A 21,771-nucleotide genomic window follows, 5' to 3' on the forward strand; every position below is an offset into this window, starting at 1 on the left:
GATGGTGTTCTTCAGCTCCAGGATCTCGCCGCGCACGTCGACGGTGATCTTCTTGGACAGGTCGCCGTTGGCCACGGCCGTCGTCACGTCGGCGATGTTGCGCACCTGGGCCGTGAGATTGGTCGCCATCGCGTTGACGGAGTCGGTCAGATCCTTCCAGATGCCGGCCACGCCGCGGCCCTGGGCCTGGCCGCCGAGCTTGCCGTCGGTGCCGACCTCGCGGGCCACGCGGGTCACTTCCGAAGCGAAGCCGTTGAGCTGGTCCACCATGGTGTTGATGGTGTTCTTCAGCTCCAGGATCTCGCCGCGCACGTCGACGGTGATCTTCTTGGACAGGTCGCCGTTGGCCACGGCGGTGGTCACTTCAGCAATGTTGCGCACCTGGCCGGTCAGGTTCGACGCCATGAAGTTGACGTTGTCCGTCAGGTCCTTCCAGGTGCCGGCCACGCCGGGCACCTGGGCCTGGCCGCCGAGCTTGCCGTCGGTGCCCACCTCGCGGGCCACGCGACTCACCTCGCCGGCGAAGCCGTTGAGCTGGTCCACCATGGTGTTCATGGTGTTCTTCAGGGCAAGAATCTCTCCCTTCACTTCCACGGTGATCTTCTTGGACAGGTCGCCGTTGGCCACGGCCGTGGCCACGTCGGCGATGTTGCGCACCTGACCGGTCAGGTTGGACGCCATGGAGTTGACGTTGTCGGTCAGGTCCTTCCAGGTGCCGGACACGCCCTTCACCTGCGCCTGCCCGCCGAGCTTGCCCTCGGTGCCCACCTCCCGGGCCACGCGCGTCACTTCGGAAGAGAAGCCGTTGAGCTGGTCCACCATGGTGTTGATGGTTTCCTTGAGCTCCAGGATCTCGCCCTTCACGTCCACGGTGATCTTGCGGCTCAGGTCGCCGCGCGCCACGGCCGTCGTGACGGTGGCGATATTGCGCACCTGGGCCGTCAGATTGGTGGCCATGGCGTTGACCGAGTCGGTCAGGTCCTTCCAGGTGCCGGCCACGCCGGGCACGACGGCCTGGCCGCCCAGGCGCCCGTCCGTGCCCACCTCGCGGGCCACGCGCGTCACTTCCGACGCGAACGACCGCAACTGGTCCACCATGGTGTTGGTGGCTTCCTTGAGCTGCAGGATTTCGCCGCGCACGTCCACGGTGATCTTCTTGGACAGGTCGCCATTGGCCACCGCGATGGTCACGTCGGCGATGTTGCGCACCTGGGCCGTCAGGTTGCCGGCCATCTGGTTGACGGAGTCGGTCAGGTCCTTCCACACGCCCGACACACCCTTGACCTGGGCCTGGCCGCCGAGCTTGCCTTCGGTACCCACTTCGCGCGCGACGCGGGTCACTTCACTCGTGAATACCGACAGCTGGTCGATCATGGTGTTGACCAGCTTGGCCGAGCGCAGGAACTCGCCCTTCAGCTCACGGCCATCGACTTCGAGCTCCATGGACTGGCTCAGGTCGCCCTTGGCCACGGCGCCGATGGTGCGGGCGATCTCGGCCGTCGGCCGCACCAGGTCGTCCAGCAGGGTGTTGATGGACTCGACCTTGGTGGCCCAGCCGCCGATGGAGCCCGGCAGCGACATGCGGTGCTTGAGCCGGCCTTCCTTGCCGACGGTTGCGCTCAGCCGCGCCACCTCGGCGGCAATGCGCGCCTCCTGCGCCGTGATCTGGTTGAAGGCCGCGGCGATCTGGCCGTCGATGCCATCCCAGTCGTTGGGCAGGCGGACGGAGAAGTCGCCGTCGCGAAAGGCCGACAAGGCCGCCAGCACCTGGCGCTGGCGGGGTCCGCTCAACTCCGGCCCGGCTTCAGTTCCATTGCTTGCCGCGACCGCGGGTGCGGCCTTGGCGCTGACGCGCTTCTTGCGAGGTTGCTGCGCGATGTCGACACTCATGAGCCCGCCCGATCCTGTCATTAGGAGTGAGTCTCGCCTCCAGCGCGCGGGTCATTTCAAACCGGTGCTTGGCGGACGAAAAATGCCCGCTTCTAGCATGCCAACTTAGGGGGATCAAGTCCCTTGTCCGGCGTGACCGTGCAGGCTCGCGCGAGTCATTTCACGCGAGTCATTTCACCTGGCGCCACGAGTCATTTCACGCCGGTTTCGCGCGCATGCTCGACCGCATAGCGGATCAACTCCGCCTGCCCGTCCAGCTCCAGCTTGCGCTTGATGCTCTGGCGGTGGGCCTCGACGGTGCGCACCGACAAATCCAGGTCACGCGCGATCTGCTTGCTCGAGGCGCCCTGCCCCAGCAGGCTCAGGATCTCGCTCTCGCGCGGCGTCAGCACCGGCTTGGGCGCTTGGCCGCGGAACAGCCGGCCCGACACCGCCGCACTCAGGAAGGTGCCGCCCGCCGCCACCGCGTCGATGGCCGACACGACCTCGGTCGCCGGCGCATCCTTGAGCACATAGCCGCGCGCACCCGCGGTCAGGGCGCGCTGCACATACTCGGGGTTGTCATACATGCTGAACATCAGCAGCTTGACGGCCGGCCGCACGGCCAGCATCTCGGCGCCCAGGGCAATGCCGTTGCCGTCCTTCAGTCCCACGTCCATCAGCACGACATCGGGCGAAGTGCGTGCGAGCTGCTCCAGGGCCTCGGCGCGGCCACCCGCCTCGCCGACGACCTCGAAGCGCGGCACCGAGGCCAGGCGCACGGCCAGGCCCTCGCGCACCATGGGATGGTCGTCGACAAGCAGGATGCGGATGGGAGGCGGCGTCGTCATGCAGCCGCCAGTTTGACCGTGAGCCGGCTGCCGAGTCCAGGCGAAGTGACCAGGCTGAGCCGCGCGCCCAGGGCCGCGGCGCGCTCGCGCATGCTGCGCAGGCCCAGGCCCTGGTCGGCCACGGCCTGGGCGGCCTCGGCATCGAAGCCCTGGCCGTCATCATGGATCTCCAGCGTGATGCCGCAGTCCTCAAAGCGCAGCACCACGGCGACCGTCGTCGCATGCGCATGCCGGGCCGCGTTGTTCAGCGCCTCCTGGGCAATGCGGAACAGCGCCGTCTTGACGGCTTCGGGCGGGTCGATCTCCTCGCCCTCCACCGTCGCCTGGAAATGCGTGCCGCCGGCCGCGTCGAACTCGCCGGCCAGATGCTGCAGGGCCGCCGCCAGGCCCAGGGTGTCCAGCAAGGCGGGCCGCAGCGCATGGGAGATGTGCCTGACCTCGGCCAGCGTGCCGTTGAGCTGCTTCAGGGCCAGCTCCTGCAGCCGCGCCGCGCCTTGAGGTTCGTGCTGGGCCGACTCGATCAACAGCTTGGTGGCCACCAGGGCCTGGCTGACGCCATCGTGCAGCTCGCGGGCCAGCCGCGCGCGCTCGTCCTCCTGGCTTTGCACCACCTGTCTGGCCAAGGCGCGCAGCTTGGCCTCGGCGCTGCGGTGCTCGCTGAGGTTGAGCACCAGAGCGCCGGCACTGATCAGCGCCACGCCGAAGACGGCCACGGCGCCCACCCACAGCATGGTGGCCGTGATGTTCTGGCGCGCACCGCGCTCCAGTTCGGCCATGGTGGCTTCGATGCCGTCCAGATACAGGCCCGTACCCAGCATCCAGTCCCATTGCGGCACGGCGACGACATAGCCCAGCTTGGGTGCCAGCAGGCTGCTGGAGGGCTTGCGCCACAGGTATTCGACATAGCCGCCGCCGGCCTTGGCCTGAGCGATCAGCTGCTGGATGGTGGGCCGGCCCTGGGGGTCGCGCAGCTCCCAGAGGTTCTGGCCGATCAGCTCGGGCTGGCGCGAATGCATCAGCACCCGGCCATCCAGCGAATAGACGAAGAAATAGCCGTCGCGGCCATAGTCCAGCGAGGACAGGATGGCCAGCGCCTTCTCGGGCCCGCCGGGCTGGCCGAGCAGGGGCTGGATGGTGCTGACGGCCAGGTCGACGTAGTGTTTGAGCTCGGTGCGCCGCGCGTCCATATAGCTGGCGCGCACCAGGGCGTGTTCACGGGCCGCCAGCTCGCTTTCCTGCTGGCGCACGGCCAGCGCGATCAGGGCCAGCGAGGCGAGCAGCGGCAGCAGCGCGAGAAGAAAAAGGCGGCCCCGCAGGGACAGGGCCGCCCAGGCTTTCATCAGCGCCCCAGCGTCGCCGCAGCCGGCGCGGCCTTGCGCTGGATGGGCTTCCAGGCCTCCAGGCGCTTCAGCACGTCGGCAATCGCCGCATCCAGCTGGGTATCGTCACCGCGATTGACGGCGGCGGGGTCGAGTTCGACGTCGATGTCCGGCGACACGCCCTCGTTCTCGATGCGCCACTCGCCTTCCGGCGTGTAGAAGCGGAAGTAAGGCACGGTCACGAAAGCGCCGTCGATCAGCGGCGGGTTGACCGAGATGCCGATCAGGCCGCCCCAGGTGCGCTTGCCGATCAGCGGCCCTAAGCCCACGCGCTTGAAGGCATAGGGCATGAAGTCGCCGCCCGAGCCGGCGTCCTGGTCGATCAGCATGGCCTTGGGGCCGTAGATGGCGCCGCCCGGCGTGTCGAAGACCAGGCCGTCGCGGTCCTTCCAGCTGCCCAGATAGGGCCGGGCCAGCAGCTCGGTCACGTAGTTGGCCGCCTGGCCGCCGCCGTTGCGGCGGTCATCGACGATCAGGGCCTGCTTGTCCACCTGGGCGAAGAACATGCGGTTGAAGTGCTCGAAGCCCTGGCCGGCGGTGTCGGGCATGTAGACATAGGCAACCTTGCCGCCGGTCTTCTGCTGCACCTTCAGCCGGTTGCCCTCGATCCACGCCCAGCGGCGCAGCAGGCCCTCGTTGGCGATGGGCTCGACGGTGATGTCGCGGCGGCCCTTGCCGGCAGCGTCATGCGCCACTGCGAGGACCACCTGCTTGCCGACCATGTTCTCCAGCAGCGCGAAGATGTTGGTCTTGTCCTCCAGCTCATGGCCATTGACGGCCAGGATGAAATCGCCCTCCTTCACGCCCAGGCCCGGCACGCTCAGCGGCGAGCGCAGATTGGGATTCAGGCGGTCACCGGCATAGAGCTTGGCGATCTTGTAGCGCCCCTGCTCGATGGCGAAGTCGGCGCCCAGCAGGCCGACGGCCACCGGAGCCTCCTGGTGCACGTCGCCACCGCCGGTGCGGTTGTGGCCGACCTGCAGCTCGGCAATCATCTGCACCAGCAGGTCGTTGAGGTCCTCGCGGCGCTGCACATGGGCCAGCTGCGGCAGATAGCGGTCGTAGACGGCCTGCCAGTTCAGGCCATGCATGCCGGGGTCGTAGAAGAAGTCCTTCTCCATCCACCAGGTCTCGTCGAAGATCTGCTTCCACTCGGCCTTGAGATCGACACGGGTGCGCAAGCCGGAGGTGTCCAGCGGCTTGCTGTCGCCCTTGTCGTTGGCATCGCCCACTTCGAGCTTGCCGCCGGCCACGGTCAGCAGCAGCTTCTTGTGGTCTTCGCTGAGCGAGTAGTCGGCGATGCCGGTACGCAGCAGCTTGGGCTTGCGCTCCTCGAAGTCGAAGCGCCACAGCTCGGCCGTCGCGCGGCGCTCGGCCTGGGGCGGCTCGTTGCTGGCGCCCGGCTGGGGATGCTGCAGGTAGTACAGGGCGCCATCTGACGCCACCGACAGGCTGTCGTAGTTGCGCTCGGCCACCGGCAGGGCCACGACGCGATCGGCCAGGCCTTCGAGGTCGACCTTGATGGGCTTGACCGGGTCAGCCTTCTTCTCGTCTTTCTTGTCGTCCTTCTTGTCGTCCTTCTTGTCGTCCTTCTTGGCATCGGCCTTCTTGCCGTCGTCCTTCTTGGCCTCGTCCTTCTTCTCGTCCTTCTTGCCGTCCTCGTCACCGGCCTTGGGCGCCAGCGGCGACTTGCCGTCGGCGGCCAGCACCAGGGCGTAGAGCCCGGCGCGCCGCGGGCGCTCCTGGGTCGACAGGTCCAGGCCGACGGCCGTCGGGCCGGTGTTGATGGAGGCGGTGAAGTAGAGGTAGTCGCCCTTGGCCGAGAACGTCGGGCTGCCGGCATGGCTCAGGCCGTCGGTGACCGCGTGGTTGCGGCCCGTCGTCATGTCGTGCAGCCAGATGCGGCCGAAGAAGTTGTCGCCCGAGCTCGTGAAGGCCAGCCAGCGGCTGTCCGGCGAGATGGACGCATCGATGCCGCCGCGACGCACGTCGGTCGCGATCTTGACGAGCTGGCCGCGCTGCGGGCCTGCCGCCAGGCCCATGCGGTAGAGGTTGAGGTGGTTGTCAACCAGGATGAGCTGGTTGCCGTCAGGCGACCAGTCGGCCAGCGTGAAGTAACCCTCCTTGGGCAGCAGGAAGTGCTCCTTGGCCCCCAGCCCGTTCTGGGCCACCAGCACCACTTCATGGCGCATGCCGGGTGCGTCGGAGAGATAGGCGATGCGCTGGCCATCGGCGCTCCAGACCGCATCCTTCTCGCGCACGCCGGACGTCTCGGTCAGGTTGCGCACGCTGCCGTCCTTGACCGGCACCGTGAAGACTTCGCCGCGGGCGCTGACGACGGCGCGCTTGCCGGTGGCCGACAGGCGGGCCGAGGTGATGGCCTTGCCGGCATCCTTCCATTGCGTGCGGGCCTGGGGCGCGGTGCTGGCCAGCTGGATGTCGAGCGCGCGCGGCTCGCCACCGGACAGCTCGATCTGCTTGAGGCGACCGCCCGACTCGTAGACCAGGGTCGTGCCGAAGGCATCGACGCTGCGCACGTCCCACTGCGTCTCATGGGTCAGTTGGCGCAGCGACTGCGTGGCCGGGTTGAAGGCGAAGAGATTGGCCGCGCCGTCGGCACGGTCGGAGATGAAGACGACCTCGCCGCCCGCCCAGACGGGAGCGGAATCGCTGGCGTTGACGTGGGGGATCTGCTGCCACTTCTGGCTGGCCATGTCCATGATCCAGACCGGCGGCGTCGTGCCGCCGCGGCTCTGGCGCCAGCCGGATTCGGCCACATAGGCGGCGCGCCAGGGCCGGAAGGCCAGCTGCTTGCCGTCGGCCGACCAGGCCCCTTCGTAGGCCACGGCCTTCATGACCTGGCGCTCGTAGCCGCCGTCGACGCTGACCTCGTAGAGCTGGTTGCTGCGGTTGTTCAGCACCTCGCGCGGCGAAGCGAACAGCACGCGCTTGCCGTCAGGGCTCCAGCCGCTGACGACGTCCGGGCTGGGATGCCAGGTCAGGCGCTTGGGCGCGCCGCCGTCCAGGCCGATCACGTAGACGTCGGTGTTGCCGTCATAGCTGGCCGAGAAGGCGATGCTCTTGCCGTCCGGCGAGAAGCGCGGCGCGAACTCGCTGGCGGCGTGGCTGGTCAGGCGGCGCGCATTGCCGCCGCTGCGGTCGGCCAGCCAGAGGTCACCGGCATAGACGAAGGCCAGGTGGTCCCTGGACACGGCCGGCTGGCGCAGCATCAGCGTCGGCTCGGCTTGCGCCGTGGCGGCGGCGGCCCAGGCACAGGCCAGGACAAGGGCGGGGCGGAAATGGCTCACCGGGGAACTCCGTTCGCACAAATGTGAAGGCCGGCACTGTATCGGCTCGGATCCAGGGTCCCGAAGGTCATCGCTAGACTACGCCGCTTCGCCGACGACGACGGGTTTCCCTGGGTACGCGACACGCATGATGGATCTGATTTGCGCAACGCGCCTGGCTGCCGATGACTTCTGGACCCGCTCGGCACTGGGCCAGTCCCTGCGACGCCTGTCGCACGACCGACGCCTGAAACCGCGCATCGCCTTCGAGAACCGCCGCAGCCTGTCCGCGGTCTACAACGAGCGTATCGCCGCCACCGACGCCGAGCCCATCCTGGTGTTCATCCACGACGACGTCTGGCTGGACGACCATTTCTTCTTCGAGCATGTGTCGGCCGCCGTGAACGCGGTCGACGTCATCGGCGTGGCGGGCAACCGCCGCCGCGTGCCGGGGCAGCCCTCATGGGCCTTCCCCACGCCGCGCTTCGAATGGGATGCCCCCGAGCACCTCAGCGGCACGGTCTGCCATGGGCAGCAGGCCTGCGGCAAGGTCGCGCATTTCGGCGCCGTACCGGCCAGCTGCGAACTGCTGGACGGCGTGCTGCTCGCCACGCGGCGCGACCTGCTCAGGGACAGGCAGGTCCGCTTCGACGAGCGCTTCGACTTCCACTTCTACGACATGGATTTCTGCCGCAGCGCCCGCCAGGCCGGGCTGTGGCTGGCCACCTGGCCCATCGCCATCACCCACCAGAGCAGCGGACGTGCCGGCTCGCCCGAATGGCAGCGCAACTACGAGGCCTACCTCGCCAAATGGGGTGACTGAGGCCGGTGCCCTCAGCCCGCCGACCGCTTGAACCTGGATTTCAGGCTGCCGCCAATGACGATGAGGCCGGGGATGAGGATCATGGCCCAGATGATCTTGTCCAGATTCGTCTTGACCCAGGGCACGTTGCCGAAGACATAGCCGACCAGCGTGATGCCGCAGACCCACAGCGTGCCGCCGCCGACGTCATACATCGTGAACTTGCGCCGCGTCATCTGCGCCACGCCGGCCACGAAGGGGGCGAAGGTGCGCAGGAAAGGCATGAAGCGCGCGGCGACGATGGTGATGCCGCCGTACTTCTCGTAGAAGGCATGGGCCTTGTCGAAGGCCGCCTTGTTGAAGAAGCGCGAGTTTTCCCACTGGAAGACGCGTGGCCCGAAATGGCGGCCGATGGTGTAGTTGCTCTGGTTGCCCAGGATGGCCGCCGCCGTCAGCAACGCCATGGACAGGCCCAGGTCCATCAGGCCGACCCCGCACATGGCGCCGACGACGAAGAGCAGCGAGTCGCCCGGCAGGAAGGGCATGACGACGACACCCGTCTCCACGAAGATGATCAGGAACAGCAGCGCATAGACCCAGGCGCCGTAGCTGGCGACGAAGTTGGCCAGGTGCTGGTCGACGTGCAGGATGAAGTCGAGGAGGAAGGGCAGGAAGTCCATGGCGCGGCATTATCCGGACGACTCTGTGACGTCTGCCCCGCCGCGATAATCCGCAGGATGGATTTGTCCCTGCCCGACCTTGCCCCGCCCCGCGTCATCCGCGAACTGCCCGACGAGCTGATCAGCCAGATTGCCGCCGGCGAGGTCGTCGAGCGTCCGGCCTCGGTGGTGCGCGAGCTGGTGGACAACGCGCTGGACGCCGGCGCCCGCAATGTCCTCGTCAAGCTGATGGCCGGCGGCGTGCGCGGCATCGTCGTCGAGGACGACGGCTGCGGCATCCCCGTCGCCCAGCTGCCGCTGGCGCTCAAGCGCCACGCCACCAGCAAGATCGCCTCGCTGCACGAGCTGGAATCGGTCGCCACCATGGGTTTCCGCGGCGAGGCCCTGGCGGCCATCGCCTCGGTGTCGGAGATGTCCATTGCCAGCCGCACGGCCGACGCGGCCCATGCGCATCGCCTGGACGCCCGCAGCGGCGAGCTGTCGGCCGCCGCCCGCTCGCGCGGCACCAGCGTCGAGGTGCGCGAACTCTTCTTCGCCACGCCCGCCCGCCGCAAATTCCTCAAGACCGACGCCACCGAGCTGGCGCACTGCGTGGAGGCCGTGCGCCGCCACGCGCTGGCCCGGCCCGACGTCGGCTTCGCCATCTGGCACGAGGGCAAGCTGGTCGACCAGTGGCGGGCCGCCTCCAGCGAGCAGCGCATCTCCGACGTGCTGGGCGAGGACTTCATCGCCGAGAGCCGCCCCTTCGAGCACAGCGCCGGGCCGCTGGCCCTGACCGGCCGCGCCGGCCTGCCCGAAGCGGCACGCTCGCGGGCCGACCAGCAATATGTCTGGGTCAACGGCCGCTATGTGCGCGACAAGCTGATCAGCCACGCCATCCGCTCGGCCTACGAGGACGTGCTGCACGGCCAGCGCCAGCCCAGCTATGTGCTGTTCATCGAGATCGCGCCCGAGCTGGTCGACGTCAACGTGCACCCGACCAAGATCGAGGTGCGCTTCCGCGACGGTCGCGCTATCCACCAGTCGGTGCGACGCGCCTTCATCGATGCGCTGGCCCAGTCCCGCGCGGAAGCCGCCGGCGTCGAGTCGGCCATGGCGCCGCTGGGCTTCGAGCCGACCATGCCGGCCACCCTCTTCGTTGCCGAGCCGCGCCCGAGCTACCAGGCCCAGCCGGCTTTCACGCCCCCGGTGCCGCCGACGGCCGAGCAAGTGCGCCTGTCGCTGGTGCAGCATGAGGCCCTGTGGGAATCGCCCAAGCCCATCGTCGCCACCACGCTGCCGGATACCGGTCCCGCCCCCCTGATCGACCTGCCGGCGCTGTCGAAGAAGGAAGACTGGCCGCTGGGCCGCGCCATCGCGCAGATCCAGGGCGTCTACATCCTGGCCGAGAACCGGCAGGGCCTGGTCATCGTCGACATGCATGCCGCCCATGAGCGCGTCGTCTATGAGCGGCTCAAGGCCAAGCTGGGCTCGACGACCATAGAAAGCCAGCCGCTGCTGATCCCGGTCAGCTTCGCCGCCACGGCCGAGGAGGTCGCCGCTGCCGAGCAGCATGCCGAGACCCTGAGCCAGCTGGGCCTCGACGTGTCGCCGCTGTCGACGCGGACTCTCGCCGTGCGCTCTCGCCCTGCCCTGCTGGCCGCCAGCGACCTCGTCGCGCTGACCCGCGAGCTGCTGGCCGAGATGGCCCAGTTCGACGCCAGCTCGGTGCTGGAGCGCGCCCAGCACGAGATCCTCGCCACCATGGCCTGCCACGGCGCCGTGCGCGCCAACCGCCAGCTCAACCTCGACGAGATGAACGCCCTGCTGCGCGACATGGAAGCCACCGAACGCGCCGACCAATGCAACCACGGCCGCCCGACTTGGCGCCAGCTCGACATGAAAGAGCTGGACGCCCTGTTCCTGCGCGGCCGCTGAAAGAAGACCGACATGGCCACCATCACCCTCAAGGGCAAACCCAAGCCCGCCGCCAAGACCCGCAATGCCGAGGGCGAGAAGCGCGCCCCGGTGCGCGGCAAGGGCGTCTCCAAGCCGCGCACCACGCTGGCCAAGGCCCAGGCCGACCGCGCCGAGCGCGAAGAGCAGTTCCAGAAGGCGCAGCAGAAGCGTGAGCGGCCCGCTCCGATGCGAGAAGATCGCCCGGCACGGCCCAAGACCGGCAGTGCCTTCAAGCCGGAGCGCCCGCAGGGGCCGCGCGGCGACGCCCCGCAGCGGCCCGAACGCGGCCCGCGCCCGCCCTACCGGGACGATGCGCCGCCACAGCGTGCCGAACGGGGCCCTCGCTCGCGCCCCGATGAACGCCCGCCGGCGGACCGCCCACCGCGCGTCGACCAGCGCCGTTCCTCCAACCGCGGCCCCGGCTTCGAGCCACCGCAGCGGCCGCAGCAGCGCAACAACCCCGCCCGTGAAGTCGCGCCCGAAGATGGCGAGCGCCTGTCCAAGCGCATGGGCGAGTTGAAGCTCGCGTCCCGCCGCGAGGCCGATGAATGGATCGCCGCCGGCTGGGTGCGCGTCAACGGCAAGGTGGCCGTGCTGGGCCAGCGCGTCGGCCCTGACGTCGAGATCACCATCGACCCCGCCGCCCGCCAGCAACAGGCCGAGCTCGTCACCGTGCTGCTGCACAAGCCCATCGGCTACGTCTCCGGCCAGGCCGAGGACGGTTACGAGCCGGCCGTCGTGCTGTTCCAGCCCGAGAACCGCTGGAAGGAAGACCCGTCCGGCATCAAGCCCAACGCCGGCCACCATCGCAACCTGGCTCCCGCCGGCCGCCTGGACATCGACTCCACCGGCTTGCTGGTGCTGACCCAGGACGGGCGCATCGCCCGCGTGCTGATCGGTGACGACTCCGACATCGAGAAGGAATACCTCGTCCGCGTCGAGTTCGTCGGCTTGGCCGGTGCCGAACCGGTGCCCGAAGGCACGCTGCCCAACGCAGCGCTGTCGAACAACAAGCTGGCCCTGCTCAACCATGGCCTCGAACTCGACGGCGAGCTGCTCAAGCCCGCCAAGGTCAGCTGGCAGAACGAGCAGCAACTGCGCTTTGTGCTGCGCGAGGGCAAGAAGCGCCAGATCCGCCGCATGTGCGAGCTGGTCGGCCTCAAGGTCGTCGGCCTGAAGCGCGTGCGCATCGGCCGCATTCCGCTGGGTCACCTGCCCGTCGGTCAATGGCGCTATCTGGCTCCATGGGAGAAATTCTGAACACACCGATCTGCCTGGCCGGCCCCACCGGCTGCGGCAAGACGGCGGCGGCCCTCGCGATTGCCGAGGTGCTGCCGGTCGAGATCATCAGCGTCGACTCGGCTCTGGTCTACCGCGGCATGGACATCGGCACGGCCAAGCCCACCGCTGCCGAGCAGGCCGCGGTGCCGCACCACCTCATCGACATCCTCGACCCGACCGAGAGTTATTCGGCCGCCGAGTTCGTGCGCGATGCCAAGCGGCTCGCCGCCGAAATCAGCGCGCGCGGCCGACTGCCGCTGCTGGTGGGCGGCACCATGCTGTACTTCAAGGCCTTGTTCGATGGTCTGTCGACCCTGCCCCAGGCCGATGCCGAGCTGCGCGCCGCCATCGACGCCGAAGCCGCCGAGCGCGGCTGGCCGGCCATGCACGCCGAGTTGAGCAAGCTCGATCCCGAGACCGGCGCACGCCTGGCCCCCAACGACAGCCAGCGCATCCAGCGCGCCCTCGAGGTCATCCGACTGACCGGCCAGCCCTTGAGCGCCCTGCATGCCGCCTCACGCGACGAGGGGGTCGACTGGCCGCTGTTCTCGCTCGAGCCCACCGACCGCGCCTGGCTGCACGAGCGCCTGGCCCAGCGCTTCGACCTCATGCTGGCGCAAGGCCTTGTCGAAGAAGTGAAGGCCCTGCGCGCCCGTGGCGACCTCAGCCTGGCCCTGCCCTCCATGCGCTGCGTCGGCTACCGCCAGGCCTGGGAGGCGCTCGACAGCAAGGACTTCGCCGACCTGCGCGACCGCGGCATCGCCGCCACCCGCCAGCTGGCCAAGCGCCAGGTCACCTGGCTGCGCAGCATGCCCCAGCGCCGCGTCATCGCCTGCGACGGCGCCCAGCCCATCGCCGAGTTGCTGGCCGGCCTGCAACGCCTTCTCGGTTAGTTTTCACAGCCGCTTGCGGATCGGCCAAAGCCTCGCTAAAGTGATATCACTTTGATTTACTTTTGAGACAGGTTCAGCCATGAACGCCTCCCCGTCGCGCCCTCTTCTGAGTGAACGCCCCGCCCGTGCCGGCAACGGCTATGTGATGGCCGCCGTCGGCCTCGCCCTCGGCGCCATGGGCGGGCTCGCGCTGAGCCGCGGCCTGCCGGTGCTGGGCCTGCCGCTGGGCGTGCTGGGTGTGCTGGTCATGGCGGGCCTGTACATGCTCAACCCCAACCAGGCCGCTGCGCTGACGCTGTTCGGCGCCTACACCGGCAGCGACCGCGGTGCCGGCCTGCGCTGGGCCAACCCGCTGTCGGTCAAGAAGCGCGTGTCCCTGCGCGACCGCAACCTGAATGCGCCGGTGCTCAAGGTCAACGACCAGCGTGGCAACCCCATCGAGATCGCCGCCGTCATCGTCTGGCAGGTGCGCGACACGGCCCAGGCCCTGTTCCAGGTCGACGACTACGAAGCCTATGTGCGAGTGCAGGCCGAGGCCGCCATCCGCCACCTGGCCACCTGCTATGCCTATGACCACTCCGACGAGGCCGACACCAACAGCGTGACCCTGCGCGGTGGCCAGGACGCCGTCGCCCAGGCCCTGCGCAAGGAACTGCAGGCGCGCTTCCACGACGCCGGCGTCGACGTGCTGGACGCCAAGATCAGCCACCTCGCCTATGCGCCCGAGATCGCCCAGGTCATGCTGCGCCGCCAGCAGGCCGAGGCCATCATCGGCGCGCGCGCCAAGATCGTGCAGGGCGCCGTCACCATGGTCGAGACGGCCCTCCAGGGCCTGAGCGAGCGCCAGATCGTCGTGCTCGACGACGAGCGCAAGGCGGCCATGGTCAGCAATCTGCTGGTCGTGCTGTGTTCCGACCGCGAAACTCAACCGGTCGTCAACACCGGCACCCTGTACACCTGATCCTGCAGGCATGGCCAGCCCCGACAAGAAATCCTTCCCGCTGCGCATCGACCCGGCCTTGTGGGCCGAGGTCGAGCGGCTCGCGGCGACGGAGCTGCGCAGCGCCAATGCCCAGGCCGAACTGCTGCTGCGCGAAGCCCTGGCCCGACGCGGCATCAAGCTCGCGCCACCCCAGGGTCGGGCCAGCGCCGCGCGCAAGGACCCAGAATCCGGTCCATGAGTCTTTTGAGTGCGCGCCGCCTCGCGAAGTCCTACGGCGAGGTGGCGGTGTTTTCCGATGTGGACCTGGACCTGGAAAGCGGCGAGATCGTGGCCCTGCTCGGCGAGTCGGGCAGCGGCAAGTCCACGCTGCTGAACTGCCTGGCCGGGCTGGACGAGGCCGATGCCGGCACAATCACCCTGGCCGGCCAGGACCTGCGGGCCCTGGACGACGAGGCCCGCTCGGCACTGCGCCGCCGCGAGCTGGGCTTCATCTTCCAGGCCTTCCACCTGCTGCCGCATCTGAGCGTCGCCGACAACGTCGCCCTGCCGCTGCGCCTGCTGGGCCAGCGTGACGACGAGCGCGTGCACCAGATGCTGGCGGCCGTCGAACTGGCAGCTCTGGCCACACGCATGCCGCGCCAGCTCTCGGGCGGCCAGCTGCAACGCGTCGCGATTGCGCGGGCCCTGGTGCACCGCCCCCGTCTCGTGCTGGCGGACGAGCCCACCGGCAACCTCGACCCGCGTCATGCCGCCGAAGTGCTGGAACTGCTGAGGCGCTGCACCCAGGAGGCCGGCGCGGCCTGCCTGCTGGTGACGCATTCGGAACGCGCCGCCGAGGCGGCCGACCGGCGCGTGAGGCTGGACGACAGCGGGCTGCATCCCGTATGACCTTGTGGCGCCACTTCAGCTGGCCCGCCTGGCGCGACCAGCCCGGCCGCGTCGTGCTCGCCATCGTCGCCGTCATGCTCGGCGTCGCCCTGGCCTTCGGTGTGCACCTGCTCAACGGCGCAGCCCTGGCCGAGTTCGCCCGCGCGGCACGCGGCGTCAACGGCCAACCGGATCTGGTGCTGACGGCCCGCGCGGGCTCCCTGGCCGACGCCGATCTCGTCGAGCTGCTGAACCGCCCCGAGGTGGCTGCCGCCAGTCCCGTCGTCGAGGCCCTGGCCCTGTGGCCCGGCCAGGTCGGTCCGGGCGGCCGCGGCCTGTCCATCCAGCTCATCGGCCTGGACCCGCTGGCCCTGCTCGCCTCGGCCCATGCCGGCCACCCGCTCGCGCCCGAGCTGACGCCCCAAGTCCACGGCGGCCCGGCGGCGATGCTGGGCGCCAACATCGTCCACCTGAACGAGGCCGCCCGCAAACTGCTGCCCGCCGACGCCAGGACCCTGAAGCTGCGCCTGCCCCAGGCAGGCGGCACGGCGCGCGACATCGAACTCAATATCGGCGGCCGCGTCGCTGCGGACAACACGCCGCTGGGCGTGCTGGACATCGCCGACGCGCAAAGCCTGCTCGGCCGCCTCGGCAGCCTGGACCGCATCGACGTACAGCTCGTCCCCGGCACCGACGCCACCACCTGGGCCGCCCACCTGCCCGACCGCTGGCAGGCCACGCCGCCGGTCGATCAAGGCGCGCGCCTGTCCGACATGACGCGCTCCTACCGCGTCAACCTCGGCCTGCTGGCCCTGATGGCCCTCTTCACCGGCAGCTTCCTCGTCTACGCCGTGCTGTCCCTCGCCACGGCCCAGCGCCTGTCGCAATGGGCCCTTGTCGGCGTGCTCGGCGTGTCGGCGCGCATGCGCTGGCGGCTGATCCTGACCGAAGGCGCGGCCATCGGCGTCGCCGGCACGGCACTGGGCCTGAGCCTGGGCGTGGGCCTGGCGGCGGGTGCGCTCAAGCTGATGGGCAGCGACCTCGGCCTGCATGGGGCCAACGGCTCGTCCATCGACCTGCTCTTCAACCAGCCCCTGTTGATGCCCGCCCTGGTGTACGGCGCCCTGGGCCTGGCCGCGGCCCTGGTCGCCGCGCTGGCGCCGGCGCTGACCGTGCGCCGCATCGCACCCGCCCTGGTGCTCAAGGGCCTGGGCCTACCGGCCGGGCGCACGCTGCCGGCCTGGGCGGGCCTCGCCCTGCTGGCCGTGGGCGCCGCCCTGGCCTGGCTGCCACCGGTCTGGAACGACACGCCCGTCGCCGCCTATGCCGCCATGTTCTTCCTGCTGATGGGCGGCCTGGCCCTGGTGCCGGCCGGGGTGCAGGGCATGACGGCGCTGCTCACGCGCCTTCCGGCCGGCGCCCTGCTGCTGCTGGCCCGCGAGCGCAGCCGCGACCAGGCCACCGAGGCGCGCCGCTCGCTGGCCGGCGTCCTCGTCGCCCTGGCCCTGGCCGTGGCGATGACGGTCATGATCGGCAGCTTCCGCGAATCGCTGATGCGCTGGCTGGACCAGGCCCTGCCGGCCGATCTCTATGTGCGCAGCTCGCTGCGCGGCGCCAACGGCGTTCCCGCGCCGCTGCCTGCCGCTCTGCTGCAATCCCTCGCCCAATTGCCCGAAGTCGCCCGCAGCTCGCCCCAACTGACGGCCCGGCTGCGCCTGGCGTCCAGCGGCGAGGCCGTGGCCCTGACCGCGCGCGACGTCAAGGCCGGCGGCCTGCCGCTGGTCGAGCGCTGGAGCGGCGCGGCGGCCGCGGGCACGCTGGGCGTCTGGGTCAACGAGGCCGCGCGCGATCGCGACGGACTGAAGCCCGGCAACGTCTTCGAAGGCACCCTGCTCGACGGCGACCGCGTGCTGAAGCTGCAGGTGCTGGGCGTGTGGCGCGACTATTCGCGCCAGAACACGGCGCTGTGGATGGCGCTGGACGACTACCGCCGTGCCAGCGGCGACAACAGCACGGCCGAGCTGGCCCTGTGGCTGGCGCCGGGCCGTTCACTGGACGCCGCCCGCACCGCGGTGCGCAAGCTGGGCGGCGAAAACGTCGAGATGGCCGCCGCGGGCGAGCTGCGCGCGCTGTCGCTGAAGATCTTCGACCGCAGCTTTGCCATCACCGTCTGGCTGCAGGCCGTGGCCCTGGCCGTGGGCCTGTTCGGCGTCATCGCCAGCCAGTCGGCCCAGGCCCTGGCGCGCCGGCGCGAGTTCGGCCTGCTGCGGCATCTGGGCCTGTCCAGGCGCCAGCTGATGCGACTGCTGCTGATCGAAGCCAGCCTGCAGGGCGGCGCCGGCGCCCTCGCGGGCCTGGGGCTGGGACTGGGCCTGAGCGCCATCCTCGTCTACGTCGTCAACCCGCAGAGCTTTCACTGGAGCATGGAGATGCATCTGCCGCTGGGCCGCCTGGCCGCCCTTGTCGGCCTCGCCTTTGCCGCGGCCGTCGGCGCCTCGCTGCTGGCCGGGCGCCGCGCCCTCGGCCAGGACGCCGTGCGCGCCGTAAGGGAGGACGCTTGAAGATGAAACGCCGCGCCCTGCTTCTCGCCGCCCTGCCGCTTCACGCGCGGGCCGCGATGCAATTCCCGTCCGACTTCGGCGCCCACCCGGCCCAGAGCATCGAGTGGTGGTATCTGACGGGCCTGCTCGGCGACGCCACCGGTGGCCCGCCGCGCTTCGGCTACCAGCTGACCTTCTTCCGCCTGCCCGGCCCGGCGGCGGCTGACCACCCCAGCGGCCTGGCCGCCAAGGAGCTGCTGCTCGGCCATGTCGCACTGTCCGACATCAGCGCGCAGAAGCAGCGCCATGCCCAAAGCCTGCTGCGCGCCCTGCCCGGGGCCGTGCAGGCGATGCGGGGCGACTGCGACGTCAAGCTCCGTGACTGGACCCTGAAGCGCACGGCCGACGGCTACCAGGCCGCCTTCAGCGGCCCCGGCTTCGCCCTGGCGCTCAACCTGGCGGCACCTGACGCCCCCCTGCTGCAGGGCGACGGCGGCATCTCGCGCAAAGGCCCCGATCCCGAGCAATTCAGCCACTACTACACCCGCCCCCAGCTCGCGACCCAGGCCACCTTGACCCTGGACGGACAGCGCCAGGCGCTGACCGGCCGCGCCTGGCTGGACCACGAATGGAGCGACCGCTATCTCGGCGAGACCGCCGGCTGGGACTGGCTGGGCCTCAACCTCGATGACGGGCGCGCGCTGACCCTGTTCCAGTTGCGCCGCAAGGACGGCAGCCGCGCCTGGGCCGGCGGCAGTGCGCGCACGCCGGGCCAGCCCGACCGCAGCTTCAGGCCCGAGGAGGTCGAGATGACCCCGCTGCGCCACTGGACCAGCCCCGTCACCGGCGCCCGCTACCCCGTCGAATGGCGCTTGAAGAGCCCGGCCGGCGAGATGCTGCTGAGCGCGTATTTCGACGCCCAGGAGATCGACGCCCGCAACAGCAGCGGCCTCATCTACTGGGAAGGCGCCTCCCGGCTGTTCGACGCCCAAAAGCGGCCGCTCGGCGCCGGCTATCTGGAATTGACCGGTTACGGCGGCAGGCCGCCCTTGCCGTGACCCACAATGCCCGCCGAAAGCAACGCCAGGCATGGCGCCCCCTGAAGACATGAGCTCCACCTCCGACCGCCCCGCCTCCAAGCAGGCCCGCTCCCTGAGCGGCCTGGCGCCCTTCCTGCGCCCCTACCGCGGCCGCATCGCGCTGGCCCTGCTGACCCTGCTGCTGGCCGCCCTGGCCACGCTGGCCTTCCCCATCGCGCTACGCGGCCTCATCGACGCCGGCTTCGCCGCCGGCAATGCAGGCGAGCGGCTGATGGCCCTGCGCGAGCATTTCCTGGCCATGTTCGGCGTCGGCGCGGCCCTGGGCCTGTTCTCGGCCTCGCGTTTCTACATGGTCACCTGGCTGGGCGAGCGCGTCACGGCCGACCTGCGCAATGCCGTCTACACCCATGTGCTGCGCCAGAGCCCCGAGTTCTTCGAGACGACGCAGACGGGCGAGGTGCTGTCCCGCATCACGACCGACACCACCGTCGTGCAGACCGTCGTCGGCTCCAGCCTGTCCATGGGCCTGCGCAACATGGTCATGGGCGTCGGTGCCCTGATCATGCTCGTCGTCACCAACCCCTATGTGATGGGCCAGGTGCTGGGCATCCTGGTGCTGGTGGTGGCGCCGGCCCTGTTCTTCGGCCGCCGCGTGCGCAAGCTGTCGCGCGCCAGCCAGGACCGCGTGGCCGATACCTCGGCCATCGCCGCCGAGGTGCTGAACGCCGTCACCGTCGTGCAGAGCTACACCCAGGAAGGCGCCGAGGCCAAACGCTTCGCCAAGGCCAGCGAGGCCGCCTTCGACACGGCCCGCAAGCGCACCCGCATCCGCAGCTTCATGGTGGCCTTCATCATCACGGCCGTCTTCGGCGCCATGCTGTGGGGCCTGTACCAGGGCACCCAGGCCGTCATCGCCGGCAAGATCTCGGCGGGCCATCTGGGGCAGACCGTCGTCTACGTGACCCTGCTGGTCAGCAGCGTGGCCGTGCTGGCCGAAGTCTGGGGCGATGTGCTGCGCGCCGCCGGCGCGACCGAGAGACTCATCGAGCTGATGGAAGCCCGCTCGCCGGTGGCCGACCCGCCCGCGCCGCAGGCCCTGGCCCAGAAATCAGGCGGCAGCGGCGTCGAGTTCGATGCCATCCAGTTCCACTACCCCTCGCGGCCCGCCACGGCAGCCCTGGACAGGCTCAGCCTCAGCGTCGAGCCCGGCGAAACCGTCGCCCTGGTCGGCCCCAGCGGCGCGGGCAAGAGCACGGTCTTCCAGCTGCTGCTGCGCTTCTACGACCCGCAGTCGGGCGTCATCCGCCTGAACGGCGTCGACACCCGCCAGCTGACGCTGAAGGACCTGCGCGCCAGCATCGGGCTGGTGCCGCAGGACAGCGTCATCTTCTCGACGACGGCCATGGAAAACATCCGCTACGGCCGCCCCGACGCGACCGACGAGGAAGTCATGGCCGCCGCCAAGGCCGCCTTCGCCGACGACTTCATCCGCGCCCTGCCCGAGGGCTATGCGAGCTTCCTGGGCGAGCGTGGCGTGCGCCTGTCCGGCGGCCAGCGCCAGCGCATCAGCATCGCCCGCGCCATGCTGAAGAACCCGCCGCTGCTGCTGCTCGACGAAGCCACCAGCGCCCTGGACGCCGAAAGCGAACGCGTCGTGCAGGCGGCGCTGGAGGCCGCCATGCAGCACCGCACGACCCTGGTCATCGCGCACCGGCTGGCGACCATCCAGAAGGCGGACCGCATCGTGGTTCTGGATGCGGGACGCATCGTGGACATCGGCCGGCACGAAGCGCTCGTGGCGCGAGGCGGGCTGTATGCCAAGTTGGCCGCGATGCAGTTCGGGCTGGAGACGGAACCCAGCGCTCGCCAAGCGACCCACAGCCATCCAGAGACCTAGAACCCACGCCGTGAAAACCGTATACATCTTCGCCCTCATCCTGCTGAGCAACATCACGGGCGCCGTCGTCTCCGACCGCACGGCCAAGACCCTGTTCCTGATCGTCTCGGGCGGGCTGGCCATCTTCGGGCTCGCGCGCCTGATCTGAGACTGGCTCGCCGCGGAACCGACGACGTAGCGGAGACAATGCCGTCCATGAGCACTCCGCCCCGCCCTCCCCAGCAATACGAAGACTTCATGCGCCATGTGTTCGGGCATGGCGTGCAGAAAAGCGACCGCACCGGCACCGGCACGCGCAGCGTGTTCGGTCACCAGATGCGCTTCGACCTGGCCCAGGGCTTCCCGCTGGTGACGACCAAGAAGGTGCACCTGAAGTCCATCGTGCTGGAGCTGCTGTGGTTCCTGCGCGGCGACAGCAACGTCAAGTGGCTGCAGGACCGCGGCGTGACGATTTGGAACGAGTGGGCGCGCGCCGACGGCGACCTCGGCCCGGTCTACGGCGTGCAGTGGCGGTCCTGGCCCACGCCGGACGGCGGGCATATCGACCAGATTGCCGACGTGGTGAAGACGCTGAAGTCCAACCCCGACTCGCGCCGCATCATCGTCAGCGCCTGGAACGTGGCCGACCTGCCCAAGATGGCGCTGATGCCCTGCCACGCCTTCTTCCAGTTCTACGTGGCCGACGGAAAACTGAGCTGCCAGCTCTACCAGCGCAGCGCCGACATCTTCCTCGGCGTGCCCTTCAATATCGCGAGCTATGCCCTGCTGACCATGATGCTGGCCCAGCAATGCGATCTGCAGCTGGGTGACTTCATCTGGACGGGCGGCGACTGCCACATCTACGACAACCACGTCGAGCAGGTGCAGACCCAGCTGGCCCGCGAGCCGCGGCCCTACCCGACGATGACCCTCAAGCGCCGGCCGGCGTCCATCTTCGACTACGAGTACGAAGACTTCGAACTGAGTGGCTACGACCCGCACCCCGCCATCAAGGCGCCCGTCGCCGTATGAGCAAGATCACCTTGGTGGCGGCTGTCGCAAAGGATGGCGCCATCGGCCGCGACAACGCCCTGCTCTGGCATCTGCCCGAGGACATGGCCCGCTTCAAGGCGCTGACGATGGGAAAGCCTGTCGTCATGGGTCGCAAGACCTGGGATTCGATACCGGCCAGGTTCCGCCCGCTGCCCGGGCGGCGCAACCTCGTCGTCAGCCGCTCGGCAGCCGAACTGCCCGGCGCCGAGGTCTTCGCCAGCCTGGACGCGGCCCTCACCGCCTGCGCCGCCGAGCCCGAGACCTGCGTCATCGGCGGCGGCGAGATCTACGCGCTGGCCTTGCCGCGGACTGACAAACTGGCGCTGACCGAGGTGGATGTCGTCTTCCCCGATGCGGACCGGCATTTCCCGGCCTGGCCGCGCGATCAATTCATCGAAGCCACCCGCGAGACGCGCAGCAGCGCCAACGGCATGCGCTTCGACTTCGTCGATTACTTACGCAAGGAATAAAA

18 protein-coding genes are annotated in these 21,771 nt (G+C 69.5%); 13 read left to right on the forward strand and 5 right to left on the reverse strand.

Annotation, left to right across the window (positions count from 1 at the left end):
• From AC3WOE_RS15750 to AC3WOE_RS15765, 4 genes are all read right to left on the reverse strand, one after another.
• Window positions 1–1,890: HAMP domain-containing protein (locus AC3WOE_RS15750; protein ID WP_492691696.1), on the reverse strand; the 1,890-nt coding region annotated here is incomplete at its 3' end.
• 191 nt (window positions 1,891–2,081) lie between these two features.
• Window positions 2,082–2,720, reverse strand: a complete 639-nt coding sequence (locus tag AC3WOE_RS15755) for a response regulator transcription factor (protein WP_492691697.1) — start codon at window positions 2,718–2,720, stop codon at window positions 2,082–2,084.
• Window positions 2,717–4,060 (reverse strand): cache domain-containing protein, encoded by a 1,344-nt coding sequence (locus AC3WOE_RS15760; protein ID WP_492691698.1) that lies wholly within the window; start codon window positions 4,058–4,060, stop codon window positions 2,717–2,719. The genes AC3WOE_RS15755 and AC3WOE_RS15760 overlap by 4 nt, the downstream gene beginning before the upstream one ends.
• Entirely contained in the window at window positions 4,060–7,407 is a 3,348-nt protein-coding gene (locus tag AC3WOE_RS15765; protein ID WP_492691700.1) for a S41 family peptidase, read from the reverse strand. Before AC3WOE_RS15765 ends, AC3WOE_RS15760 begins: the two co-directional genes overlap by 1 nt.
• Window positions 7,408–7,534: 127 nt before the next feature.
• Between AC3WOE_RS15765 and AC3WOE_RS15770 the strand changes: the two genes are divergently transcribed.
• Window positions 7,535–8,209, forward strand: a complete 675-nt coding sequence (locus AC3WOE_RS15770; protein WP_492691702.1) for a glycosyltransferase — start codon at window positions 7,535–7,537, stop codon at window positions 8,207–8,209.
• Window positions 8,210–8,220: 11 nt separating this feature from the next.
• Here AC3WOE_RS15770 and AC3WOE_RS15775 read toward each other — a convergent pair whose 3' ends face one another.
• Complete coding sequence (locus AC3WOE_RS15775; protein ID WP_492691704.1) at window positions 8,221–8,868, reverse strand: DedA family protein; 648 nt, start codon at window positions 8,866–8,868, stop codon at window positions 8,221–8,223.
• A 57-nt stretch (window positions 8,869–8,925) separates the two neighbouring features.
• Here AC3WOE_RS15775 and mutL point away from each other — a divergent pair, with 57 nt between their 5' ends.
• From mutL to AC3WOE_RS15835, 12 genes are all read left to right on the forward strand, one after another.
• Window positions 8,926–10,785 carry a DNA mismatch repair endonuclease MutL gene (mutL, locus tag AC3WOE_RS15780; protein WP_492691705.1) on the forward strand — a complete coding sequence of 620 codons (1,860 nt, stop codon included), beginning with the start codon at window positions 8,926–8,928 and terminating at the stop codon, window positions 10,783–10,785.
• A 12-nt stretch (window positions 10,786–10,797) separates the two neighbouring features.
• On the forward strand, window positions 10,798–12,066 hold the full coding sequence (locus AC3WOE_RS15785; protein ID WP_492691707.1) for a pseudouridine synthase: 1,269 nt from the start codon (window positions 10,798–10,800) through the stop codon (window positions 12,064–12,066).
• Window positions 12,051–12,980 carry a tRNA (adenosine(37)-N6)-dimethylallyltransferase MiaA gene (gene miaA / locus AC3WOE_RS15790; protein ID WP_492691709.1) on the forward strand — a complete coding sequence of 310 codons (930 nt, stop codon included), beginning with the start codon at window positions 12,051–12,053 and terminating at the stop codon, window positions 12,978–12,980. The genes AC3WOE_RS15785 and miaA overlap by 16 nt, the downstream gene beginning before the upstream one ends.
• A 79-nt stretch (window positions 12,981–13,059) precedes the next feature.
• Window positions 13,060–13,941 (forward strand): SPFH domain-containing protein, encoded by an 882-nt coding sequence (locus AC3WOE_RS15795; protein WP_492691710.1) that lies wholly within the window; start codon window positions 13,060–13,062, stop codon window positions 13,939–13,941.
• A gap of 10 nt (window positions 13,942–13,951) precedes the next feature.
• A complete protein-coding gene (locus AC3WOE_RS15800) occupies window positions 13,952–14,161 on the forward strand; it encodes a type II toxin-antitoxin system antitoxin (RefSeq protein ID WP_492691711.1) in 210 nt (69 codons plus the stop codon).
• On the forward strand, window positions 14,158–14,811 hold the full coding sequence (locus AC3WOE_RS15805; RefSeq protein ID WP_492691712.1) for an ABC transporter ATP-binding protein: 654 nt from the start codon (window positions 14,158–14,160) through the stop codon (window positions 14,809–14,811). Before AC3WOE_RS15800 ends, AC3WOE_RS15805 begins: the two co-directional genes overlap by 4 nt.
• A complete protein-coding gene (locus AC3WOE_RS15810; RefSeq protein ID WP_492691713.1) occupies window positions 14,808–17,351 on the forward strand; it encodes an ABC transporter permease in 2,544 nt (847 codons plus the stop codon). Before AC3WOE_RS15805 ends, AC3WOE_RS15810 begins: the two co-directional genes overlap by 4 nt.
• Window positions 17,352–17,353: 2 nt before the next feature.
• Window positions 17,354–18,388: a lipocalin-like domain-containing protein gene (locus AC3WOE_RS15815; protein WP_492691714.1), complete on the forward strand. Its 1,035-nt coding sequence runs from the start codon at window positions 17,354–17,356 to the stop codon at window positions 18,386–18,388.
• A gap of 49 nt (window positions 18,389–18,437) precedes the next feature.
• Entirely contained in the window at window positions 18,438–20,267 is a 1,830-nt protein-coding gene (locus AC3WOE_RS15820) for an ABC transporter transmembrane domain-containing protein (RefSeq protein WP_492691715.1), read from the forward strand.
• A gap of 10 nt (window positions 20,268–20,277) precedes the next feature.
• Window positions 20,278–20,415, forward strand: a complete 138-nt coding sequence (locus tag AC3WOE_RS15825; protein WP_492691716.1) for a hypothetical protein — start codon at window positions 20,278–20,280, stop codon at window positions 20,413–20,415.
• A gap of 47 nt (window positions 20,416–20,462) precedes the next feature.
• The gene (locus tag AC3WOE_RS15830) at window positions 20,463–21,278 is read left to right on the forward strand and encodes a thymidylate synthase (protein ID WP_492691717.1); all 816 of its coding nucleotides are present in this window, start codon (window positions 20,463–20,465) and stop codon (window positions 21,276–21,278) included.
• Window positions 21,275–21,769, forward strand: a complete 495-nt coding sequence (locus AC3WOE_RS15835; RefSeq protein WP_492691718.1) for a dihydrofolate reductase — start codon at window positions 21,275–21,277, stop codon at window positions 21,767–21,769. Before AC3WOE_RS15830 ends, AC3WOE_RS15835 begins: the two co-directional genes overlap by 4 nt.
• Window positions 21,770–21,771 lie beyond the last annotated feature (2 nt).

The sequence above is a fragment of the Roseateles sp. FW305-36 genome, assembly GCF_058787015.1.